The organism is Mycobacterium sp. TH-M82 (assembly GCF_057473605.1).
On the sequence record NZ_JBYCKY010000887.1, the window covers coordinates 1 to 10,339 of the forward strand.

The 10,339-nt window shown below is 65.8% G+C and carries 10 protein-coding genes; 5 read left to right on the forward strand and 5 right to left on the reverse strand.

All coding sequences use genetic code 11. The features are described from left to right. Nucleotides 1-1,616 (reverse strand): asparagine synthase (glutamine-hydrolyzing) (gene asnB / locus AC2VON_RS25870; protein WP_486955364.1); only part of this gene is annotated, 1,616 nt, incomplete at its 3' end. A 108-nt stretch (nt 1,617-1,724) separates the two neighbouring features. Between asnB and ctaC the strand changes: the two genes are divergently transcribed. From ctaC to AC2VON_RS25890, 4 genes are all read left to right on the forward strand, one after another. Beyond that, nucleotides 1,725-2,792: an aa3-type cytochrome oxidase subunit II gene (ctaC, locus tag AC2VON_RS25875; RefSeq protein WP_486955373.1), complete on the forward strand. Its 1,068-nt coding sequence runs from the start codon at nt 1,725-1,727 to the stop codon at nt 2,790-2,792. A gap of 9 nt (nt 2,793-2,801) precedes the next feature. Beyond that, nucleotides 2,802-3,221 (forward strand): cytochrome c oxidase subunit 4, encoded by a 420-nt coding sequence (locus AC2VON_RS25880; protein ID WP_486955365.1) that lies wholly within the window; start codon nt 2,802-2,804, stop codon nt 3,219-3,221. A 163-nt stretch (nt 3,222-3,384) separates the two neighbouring features. Continuing rightward, nucleotides 3,385-4,260, forward strand: a complete 876-nt coding sequence (locus AC2VON_RS25885) for an MmpS family transport accessory protein (RefSeq protein WP_486955366.1) — start codon at nt 3,385-3,387, stop codon at nt 4,258-4,260. Then, complete coding sequence (locus AC2VON_RS25890) at nt 4,257-4,934, forward strand: DUF2561 family protein (RefSeq protein WP_486955367.1); 678 nt, start codon at nt 4,257-4,259, stop codon at nt 4,932-4,934. The genes AC2VON_RS25885 and AC2VON_RS25890 overlap by 4 nt, the downstream gene beginning before the upstream one ends. A gap of 162 nt (nt 4,935-5,096) precedes the next feature. On the opposite strand, the gene AC2VON_RS25895 is transcribed toward AC2VON_RS25890, so the two are convergent. Beyond that, nucleotides 5,097-5,483, reverse strand: a complete 387-nt coding sequence (locus AC2VON_RS25895) for a 2,4'-dihydroxyacetophenone dioxygenase family protein (protein WP_486955368.1) — start codon at nt 5,481-5,483, stop codon at nt 5,097-5,099. A gap of 27 nt (nt 5,484-5,510) precedes the next feature. Then, on the reverse strand, nt 5,511-6,542 hold the full coding sequence (locus AC2VON_RS25900; protein WP_486955369.1) for an AraC family transcriptional regulator: 1,032 nt from the start codon (nt 6,540-6,542) through the stop codon (nt 5,511-5,513). A 59-nt stretch (nt 6,543-6,601) separates the two neighbouring features. On the opposite strand from AC2VON_RS25900, the gene AC2VON_RS25905 reads away from it, so the two are divergent. Further along, nucleotides 6,602-8,128, forward strand: a complete 1,527-nt coding sequence (locus tag AC2VON_RS25905) for an NAD(P)/FAD-dependent oxidoreductase (protein WP_486955370.1) — start codon at nt 6,602-6,604, stop codon at nt 8,126-8,128. Here AC2VON_RS25905 and qcrB read toward each other — a convergent pair. Both qcrB and AC2VON_RS25915 read right to left on the reverse strand, forming a co-directional pair. Beyond that, nucleotides 8,077-9,723 carry a cytochrome bc1 complex cytochrome b subunit gene (qcrB, locus tag AC2VON_RS25910; RefSeq protein ID WP_486955371.1) on the reverse strand — a complete coding sequence of 549 codons (1,647 nt, stop codon included), beginning with the start codon at nt 9,721-9,723 and terminating at the stop codon, nt 8,077-8,079. The two genes, AC2VON_RS25905 and qcrB, sit on opposite strands and share 52 nt — an antisense overlap. Further along, nucleotides 9,720-10,339, reverse strand: a 620-nt coding sequence (locus AC2VON_RS25915) for a QcrA and Rieske domain-containing protein (RefSeq protein ID WP_486955372.1), incomplete at its 5' end; no start/stop codon positions are given. The genes AC2VON_RS25915 and qcrB, both read right to left, overlap by 4 nt.

Consider the following 10,339-nt stretch of genomic DNA (forward strand, 5'->3'; position numbering starts at 1 on the left):
GCGTACTTGGTGGTGGTGCGAGTGATCTTGGCAGACAACGGCAACTTCGACGCCACCGCGAACACCTCCGGGTCCAAGAACGGCACCCGCAGCTCCAACGAGTTGGCCATGGTCATTTTGTCGGCCTTGACCAGGATGTCACCGCGCAGCCAGGTGAACAGGTCGATGTGCTGCATCCGGGCCACCGGGTCCCAGCCGGCCGATTGCGCGTAGAGCGGCGCGGTCACATCGGTGTGGGTCCAGCCCGGGGAGAAGCCGGGCAGCACCGCTCGCAGTTGCGCGTCAGAGAAGCTGCGGGCGTTGCCGTAGTAGCGCTGCTCCAAGGTCAGCGACCCGCGATGCAGCAGACTCTTGCCGCGCACGCCGTCCGGCAACGCTCGCGACAGCGTCTCCATCGAGAGTCGCAGAGGTCCAGGCAGGTAGCTGAAGGGCTTCAGCGACAACGGTTCCCGGTAGATCGTGTAGCCGCCGAACAGCTCATCGGCACCCTCACCGGACAGCACCACCTTGACGTGCTTGCGAGCTTCGCGGGCGATGAAGAACAGCGGAACCAGTGCCGGGTCGGCCACCGGGTCGTCGAGATACCAGACGATCTCGGGCAGCGCGGTGACGAATTCTTCCGGGCTGACCACCTTGGCCACGTGCCGCGCGCCGATCGCCTCGGCGGATGCGGCGGCAACGTCGACTTCGGAGAATCCTTCGCGCGCAAAGCCGGTGGTGAAGGTGATCAGCCGGGGGTTGTGCCGGATCGCCAGTGCCGCGATCGCCGTGGAGTCGATGCCGCCGGATAGAAACGCCCCGACGGTAACGTCGGCCCGCATGTGCTTGGCGACCGAATCCTCCAGCACCGCGGTGATCTCGTCGTAGCGAGCTTGCTCGGTGCCGCGGGTGATCGGCGTGGCGGCGAAGCGGGGCACGAAATAACGGGTGACCTCCGGCCCGGGGTGACCGGGACGGATGCGGACGTAGCAGCCCGACTCCAGCTTGCGGATACCGCGGTGCAGCGTCTCGGGCTCCGGCACGTACTGCAGCGCCGTGTAGTGCTGCAGGGCCCGCAGATCGATCCCGGTGTCGAATCCCACCAGCTCGGACAGCTCCAGCAGCGACTTCTTCTCGCTGCCCACCGCGGTACCGCCGGGCCCGGTCGCGAGGAACAGTGGTTTGATGCCGAACGGGTCGCGCGCGCAGAATAACTGGCCGGCGTGGGTGTCCCAGAGCGCGAAGGCGAACATGCCCCGAAACCGTGGTATCGCCTCGGCGCCCCAGTAGTGGTAGGCGGCGGCGATCGCCTCGCCGTCGCCGTCGGTGGCGAACGCGGCGTTGTGCGCCGCGGCCAGCTCGGCTCGCAGCTCCAGGTAGTTGTAGATCTCGCCGTTGAACGCCAGCAGATACCGGCCCGGATGCTCCGGTGGACCCCACCGCAGCGGCTGGTGGGAATGCTCGATATCGATGATGGACAGCCGGTTGAAGCCCACCACGACACCGGGGCCGGCCCAGGCGCCGAGTTCGTCGGGGCCGCGGTGCCGCATCAGATGTGCCGCGCGGGTTACCGCGTCAGTGATATCCGGGCCGTCCGGATCACGCACAGCGGACACGAAGGCCAGCAGTCCACACATTGTGTCTTGAGTATGCCGCACACGGGTGGGCCGAACCCGGCGCCGTCCGGTGGTCTACGCTGCGTAGTATTCGACTGCTCCACCGCACCCGCCGGCCTGCCCCCGCAGCTGGGGTGTTCAGCCGGCCCGACTTGTGACACAGGAGGCGCCAACGTGACACGGTTTCGGCGATTGGCGCTGACCGGCACGCTGGGTGTGTTGGCGCTCACGCTCAGCGGATGCGGCTGGACCGATGTGCTGGGCCTCGGCTGGCCGAAGGGGATCACCCCGGAAGCCCACGCCAACTATCGCCTGTGGATCGGCGTGGTGATCACCTCGCTGGTGATCGGCTCGATCGTCTGGGGCCTGATCTTCTGGAGCGCGGCCTTCCACCGCAAAAAGCCAGGCGATACCGAACTGCCACGCCAGTTCGGCTACAACATGCCGCTGGAGGTGGTGCTCACCGTCACCCCGTTTCTGATCGTCGCGGTCCTGTTCTACTTCACCGTGGTGGTCCAGGAGAAAATACTGCACCAGGACGCGGATCCTGAGGTCGTGATCGACGTCACGGCGTTCCAGTGGAACTGGAAGTTCGGTTACCAGAAGGTCGATTTCCACGATGGCACCCTTAATTACGCCGGGGCCGACCCGGCGCGCAAGCAGGCGATGCGGTCCAAGCCCGAGGGCGTCGACAAACACGGCGAAGAGCTGGTCGGCCCGTTGCACGGACTCAATGCCGAAGACCGGACCTACCTCAACTTCGACAAGGTCGAAACCTTGGGCACCACCAGCGAGGTCCCGGTGCTGGTGCTGCCCGCCGGCAAGCGCATCGAGTTCGTGTTGAACTCGGCTGACGTCGTGCACAGCTTCTGGGTTCCGGAATTCCTGTTCAAGCGTGACGTGATGCCCGATCCCAAGGCCAACAATCAAGTGAATACCTTCCAGGTTGCCGAGATCACCAGGACCGGGGCGTTCGTCGGCCGGTGCGCCGAATTGTGCGGCACCTACCACTCGATGATGAACTTCGAGCTTCGGGTGGTATCGCCCAACGACTTCAAGGCCTACCTGGACCAACGAATCTCCGGGAAGACCAACGCGCAGGCGCTGGAGACGATCGATCTGCCGCCGGTGGCTGTCACCACCCACCCGTTCGACACCCGCCGCGGCGAGCAGGTCTCCCGGGCGAGCACCAAATAGGGACACCTCATGCGCATCGAGTCCAGGTTATTCGAGTTCGTGGCCAGCTTCTTCATCGTGGTCGGGGCAATCTACGCTGTCCTGACCACCCTGTTCGCCACCGGCGGTGTGGAATGGGCCGGCACCACCGCGCTGATCTTGACCGGGGTGATGGCGCTGATCGTGGCCACCTTCTTCCGCTTCGTGGCCCGCCGGCTCGATACCCGCCCGGAAGACTACGAGGGCGCGGAGGTCAGCGACGGTGCGGGGGAGTTGGGGTTTTTCAGCCCGCACAGCTGGTGGCCGATCATGGTTGCGCTGGCCGGTTCGGTCACCGCGGTCGGGATCGCGCTGTGGCTGCCATGGTTGATCGCCGCCGGCGTGGTGTTCATCCTGGCGGCCGCGGCCGGATTGGTCTTCGAGTACTACATCGGGCCCGAGAAACACTGATCCGGCTGAATCTGCGCCATAATCGGGGCATCAGTTGCTCTTAGTTGCTCTCAGTTGCTCTCAGTTGTCCGGTCTCCGGTTCACCGGGGCGCTCGCGCCGACCCGGTTGGGTAGGGTTGCCGATGCACCGACGAGCAACGTGGCCAGAAAAGGATAGACGGGAATGAGCGGGCCGAATCCTCCTGAGCTGGGATCTGGGGAAGCCGAATCCGGTAACGGTCTGTCGGTCTCGGACGAGGCCCGGGGTGGCGAGACGGGCGAGACCGGGCCGTACAGGCACTCGCGGGCCTACTCGGCGCCTGAGTTCGAGCAGTTCACCAGCGGCCCGTACGTGCCGATCGACCCGCACCTGTACGACTACGACAGCTACGAGGTGCGCGACGAATCCGACACAGAAGGCGGCCAGGGCGCGCAGGCCCGACCGCCGCGCTGGCCCTGGGTGGTCGGTGTCACCGTCATTATCGCGGCGGTTGCCCTGGTGGTGTCGGTGGCGCTGCTTTTCGTCCGCACCGAGACCGACGACCTCGCCACGCCCGCCACCCCCATCACCAGCACCCCGTCGCTGCCGCCGGTGCAGGACGAGATCATCACCACCACACCGCCGCCCGCGCCTCCGCCGCCGAGCGAGGAGCCGCCGCCCCCGCCGCCGGAGCCCGAGACGACGGCCCCCCCACCGGTCGAAGCTCCACCGGAAACCACGACGCAGCCACCTGAGACGACCACGACGACGACCACGTCGACTACGACGACGACTACCCCGGCCGGGCCGCGGCAGATCACCTACTCGGTGACCGGAACCAAAGCGCCCTTCGATCAGATCACGATCACCTACATCGGGCCCTCCGGGCAGCGCCAAACACTGCGCAATGCGTATATCCCTTGGTCGCTTACCCTGACGCCGATCTCGCGGTCCGAGGTCGGGTCGGTGGAAGCGTCTAGCCTGTTGCGGTTGAGCAGGCTCAACTGCTCGATAACGACCAACGACGGAACGGTGCTGTTCTCCAACGCCAACGACGGCCCGCAGGCGAGTTGTGGATGATCGGCAGGGGTTCGCATACCTGGTGGGCGAGGGCCGGACGTTCGTCGGAGAACGTCGACCGGATCCTGGTCGGGTTGTGTGCGCTGATCTGGCTGGTGTTGCTCGGGATGAGCGCGGCCGCTGCCGTGGCGCTGGTCGACCTCGGCCGCGGTTTCCACAAACCGATGCAGAACCCGCACACCGGGCTGCTGTACATCGTCATCGGCGTTTCCGCGCTGATCATTCTGGCGGCCGTTCCGGTGCTGCTGCGAGCCCGTCGCACCTCCCCGCTGGGGTCGATTGGGTCGGCACGGCCCGCAACACGACCGGCTGGCTTCCCACCGCCGGAGCCTCGCGGTGGTGCTGCGCCGGTCCGGTCGCCTGAACGCACGCCATACCCAGGGTCCGCTGACCCCACCACCGGCGGATCCGGCACCGCCGCGCGGCCGATCCGGTTGAACGACACCGCGGCGGAGCGTGTCTGGCTGCGGGGGACCACCGAATTGGTGAGCGTCATCGGCGCCGCGCTGATTGCCGTCGCAACGGCTACCTACCTGATGGCCATCAGCGACGACGGTGCCGCCTGGGCGAGCTACGGTGTCGCCGGGTTGGTCACCGCGGCGACACCGGTGATCCCGTGGCGGTATCTGCGGCAGCTGCGTCAGTTGCCCGCGGCGTCCCGGCCGCGACACTGAGCCGGGTTGACTCCAACGCACTATCGGTTTCCAGTTCGCCGCAATCGCCGAGCGCAGATTGCTGCGCTGGGATGTGCAGGGGCTGCGCGGTGGGCGCGCACCCATCTCGATGTCGACTCGATCCGCGACGCCGAGATTGGAGTCCGGCATCAGCACCGCGCATCATGCATCCACTGTGGTGTAACCGACTGCGCCGCCGGCGACGTAGGTGACGGGTCCCAGCTTTTGCTCTTCGGCCATGACGCCGGTCAGCTGGCAGATCAGGGCCGCGTCGAGGACGGAGTGGAACTGGCCGTCGTCGGTGAAGTTGACGTTGGAGCCGCTGACCCGGAAGAGGACAACGGTGTCTTCGGTGTTGGATTCCGGGCACTCCAGCGTGTGCACGGACGACGCCGGCTCATACAGATAAGATCCGGCGGTCTGCGGCTGGTCGGCATATTCCTTGTAACGCCAGCAGCCGCTGATGGTCCAAGCATCTACCGCGCCGGTGTGATAGTGCAGCGGGATCCGCGCGCTGCCCGGATCAGGGCCGGAATGTCTTGACAACACGGGACGAGGCTTTGACAGTAAAGGACATCAGGCCCGTTTCTGCCACTGCTCCCGCAGCGCTGACGGGCTGGTGCCGAACCAGCGCTGACACGACCGGGACAAGACGCTCTGTTCGGCATAACCCAGTTGGCGGGCGAGATGGGTCAGGGCCATATCGGTGTCCCGCAGATAACGCTCCGTGGTTTCACGCCGCACATCGTCGACCACGGTGTTGAACGTCGTTCCCTCGGAGGCGAGCCTGCGTCGCAATGCTTTGGGATGCAGTCGAAACTGGCCCGCGATCACCGGGACGGTTGCGCGACCTGTCGGCAACAGTTGTCGGATGAGTTCACGTATCGACGATGACATCGTTGGCCGGTGCCGGTCGACGACGGTGCCGAGATAGTCGAGCACCACGCGGTGCGCCATCTCGTCCCTGACCAACCGCCTGTGTAGATGGTCGGCCACAAGAGTGAAACCCGCTTTGCTAGAACAGAATCGAGCTGGACACCCGAAGTAGCGACGATAGTCCGCAGATGCCGTCAGCGGTGTATGCGGAAGGTCAACCAACGTCGGCGCGTAACCAGCGCCCAGTAGAAAACGAAGCACCTGCAGCGCCACGCCCAGTGACAACTCAGTGGTCTGCCGATGTGCCGGCGGGTGCGGTATCAGGATTTTGAACTCCAGGAATGCCGTGTCGTCGAGGTTGTCGGGGTCGTCAGCGTTTCCGGGCTCCGGGCTGATCGACACGCAGATCGCGGGGCTGTAGGCGCCGAGGTACTGCTCGAAAGTCGCGAACGCCTCCGCGACCGTTTCCGACGTGCGGCCCGCAACCCCGACCGGGCCGAGGATCTCGATGCCCTGACGTCGGGCGAGTCTGCGGCCGAAGTCAGGTGTTCGGGTTATTGCGGCCGCGGATTCGACCGCGTGAATCAGGGCCAGATAGGTGATGAACGCGTCGAAGCAGCCGACATCGGCCGGGTCGATACCAGCCCGGGCCAGCAGCGGCCCGGGGTCGCCCCCGCGTTCGGCCACCAGCGCCGGATAACCGGTCAGGCAGGTGCCCCGGATCACTGACATGTCCTCTACTGTCAAGCCGTCGTCCGGTGTTGTCAATACACTCGGACGCGAGCGGGACAATGTGGTTCTCGCAGGCCGCCGCAGCCCGATCGGCGGCCGTCGACAAGACGCCGGGATCGGACACGCTATTGGACGAATCAACGCTTTCCGCTAGTCCTGCGCCGGGAACAGGGGACTCGGAGCATTTGGACACCGACTATCTGATCCTGGGTGCCGGTGGCATGGGTATGGCTTTTGCTGACGTGATCCTCGCCGGGGACGCGAGCGCGCGCATCGTCATCGTCGACCGGCACGCCAGCCCGGGCGGCCACTGGAACGACGCCTATCCGTTCGTGCGGCTGCACCAGCCGGCCGCGTTCTACGGCCTGAACTCGACGCGGCTGGGGCACGGTGGCGAAGACCTCGCCTCGTACGGTGAGATCCTCGGTTACTACCGCAACGCGATGGACCGTTTTCTGGCCACCGGCCGGGTGCGGTTTCTCTCGATGAGCGAGTATCAGCCCGACGGCCGGATCGTCTCCACGGTCGACCGCGATCGGGTCACCGGGGTCAAAAGGGTCACTGTGCACCGCAGGATCGTGGACGGCACGTACATGAAGGTAAGCGTGCCGTCGGTGTGCCCGCCCCGCTACGCGGTCGATTCCGATGTCACGGTGATACCGCCCAACGGCCTGGCCCGGATCAGCCGGCCGTGGGCACGTTACGTCGTCGTCGGCGCCGGGAAGACCGGTATCGACGCGATCCTGTTCCTGCTGGACCGGGGTGTTGCCCCGGATCGAATTCAATGGATCGTGCCCCACGACGCGTGGCTGTTCGACCGTGCCACCATCCAGCCCGGGCGTGCGCTGTCGATGATCGCGTCCATGGTGCGCAGCATCGCCGACGCCACGGACATCGACGACGTCTTCCTGCAGCTGGAACGCCGGGGGATCCTCTGGCGGATCGACACCGAAAGCCTGCCGGCGAAGTGGCGCTGCGCGACGGTGGACGAACGAGAGTTGACCAGCCTGCGCCGGGTCGGCGATGTGGTCCGGATGGGCCGGGTGCAGCGCCTCGGCCCCGGTGAGATCCAGCTGGACGGTGGGACGATCGCTGCGGAACGAGACAGCCTTTTCATCGACTGCTCGACCGATGGACTGGCCAAAGTGGCTGCCCGGCCGCTGTTCTCGCCGGGCCGGATCACACTGCAGTCCGTCCTGATGTGCCAGCAGACGTTCAGCGCCGCCTTGATCGCCCGATTGGAGCTGCTGAACGTCGGTGACGAGCGGCGCAATCGGATCTGCACGGCGGTGCCACATCCCGAATTCAAGCAGGACCTGCCCGACACCCTGCTCACCAGCACCCAGAACCTGATCAATTGCAACCGGCATATACCCCTGTGGCTGCGTCGCAGCCGACTGTACGTGGCGCACTACGAGGCGCCGCACCGCTACCTGCTGGGCGCCGGCCAGGTTGTGTTGTTGCAGCGCCGGGCCGTCGCATCGATGACCCGGATGAACAAGATGCTGCCGGCGGGCGAGCAACCCGCCAGCGCTCAGTCGTGGTCGTCGTCCGGGGAGGCGTCTGGCCCAGCGGAAGTGTCCTGATGTTCGCGCAGCGCGGTCAGCGCACGCCGCTCGGCGCCATGGGCAGCTTCGCGCAGCGCAGCATCCTCCGCTGCCGGATCGGCGGTCAGGAAGCTGCCGCTGCCCGGTGTACCGGCCGAACCCAGCTTGTTCATTCTCTTCGGCACCGCCGCGCCCTGGTATTCCAGCGCAATCGGGTGACCATGCCCGTCGACCGGGCCGAGCGGCTGGTGCAACTCGACGTAGGCGCCGTGCGGCAGCCGCTTGATGATGCCGGTCTCGACGCCGTGTTCGAGCACCGCGCGGTCGCTGCGCTGCAACCCGACGCACCACCGGTAGGTGGCGAAGAAGACGACCGGCGGAAGCACCACCATCGCGATGCGCCCGATCCACGTCGTCGCGTTCAGGGAGATATGAAACTTCCACGCGATGATGTCGTTCATGGCGGCCAAGGTGAGCACCATGTAGAACGCGATCGCCATCGCGCCGATCCCGGTGCGCACCGGGGCATCGCGGGGCCGTTGCAAAAGATTGTGGTGCGCATAATCGCCGCTGAACCTCTTCTCCAGGAACGGATAGACGATCAGCAGCACGAACACCAGACTCATGATCAGCGCGACCCCCACCGGGCCGGGAATGGTGTGGTGCCAGAAGTAGACCTCCCACGCCGGCCAGAGCCGGGCCAGCCCCTCGGTCCACATCATGTAGAAGTCGGGCTGGCTGCCGGCCGACACCTGGGATGGCTTGTAGGGACCCAGGTTCCAGATCGGGTTGATCTGCAGCAGACCGCCCATCAAGCCGAGTACCCCGGTGATCATCGCGAACCACGCGCCCGACTTGACCGCGAACACCGGCATCACCCGCACTCCGACGACGTTGTGCTCGGTGCGCCCGGGGCCGGGGAACTGGGTGTGTTTCTGGAACCACACCAGCGCCAGATGCACTCCGATGAGTGCCAGGATGATGCCCGGGATCAGCAGGATGTGCAGCGCGTAGAGCCGCGGGATCAAGATGGTGCCGGGGAAGTCACCGCCGAACAGTGCCCAGTGCAGCCAGGTGCCGATCACCGGCATGCCCAGCGTGATCGACGACAGTGCGGCCCGCAGGCCGATGCCGGACAGCAGATCGTCGGGGAGCGAGTAGCCGAAGTAGCCCTCGAACATCGCCAGGATCAGCAGCAGCGATCCGATGATCCAGTTCGCCTCGCGAGGCCGGCGGAACGCGCCGGTGAAGAAGATGCGGGCCAGGTGCACCATGATCGCCGCGGCGAACATCAGCGCCGCCCAGTGGTGAACCTGGCGCACGAACAGCCCGCCGCGCACCTCGAAGGAGATGTTCAGGGCTGTCTCGTAGGCCCGTGACATCTGCACCCCGCGCAGCGGCTGGTACACGCCGTCGTAGACGACCTCGTTCATCGACGGGTCGAAGAACAACGTCAGGTAGACACCGGTGAGCAGTAGCACAATGAAGCTGTACAAAGCGATCTCGCCGAGCAGAAAGGACCAGTGCGACGGGAAGACCTTGTTGAGTTGTCTTCGTAGCGCAGCAGACGGGTGGTAGCGGGTGTCGATGTCCTCGGCCTGGCGGGCCAGCAGATCACCGAATTTCGGGCTCATGAGGTGCGCTCCCAGAATGCCGGTCCGACGGGTTCGACGAAGTCGCCGTCTGCGACCAGATACCCGTCGGTGTCGATGGTGATGGGCAGCTGCGCCAACGCGCGCGCGGCCGGACCGAATACCGGCTTTGCATAGGTCAGTGCATCGAACTGCGACTGGTGGCACGGACACAGAATCCGGTAGCTCTGCGCCTCGAACAGCGAAGACGGGCAACCCAGATGCGAACAGACCTTGGTGAAGGCGAACAGGTCGCCGAAGTTGAAGCTCTCCTGGCCCTTGCGCTTGACCACCTTGGCCGCGTCGACGGGCCGGATGCGGATGAGCATCACCGGGTTGCGGACACCCATCATGATCTCGCTGATCTTCTCCCGCGACTCGACGGTGGTGCCGTCGCCGTCGGACTCCCGCCATGGGAAGACGGTCTCCATAGAGCCGGCGTCGAGGTCCTGGGGGCGCATCTTGACCAGCGGCCCGTCCAGCTGCTTGCCGGTGGACCGGGCCAGGTAGACGGTCTCGCCGGCATAGCGCGGCGTCCATCCCGAAGTCCACAGCACGGCCTTCTTGCCCTCGGCGGTCTCGACCACCGGCTTCCACGGGTTCTTGACGATCCCGCCGA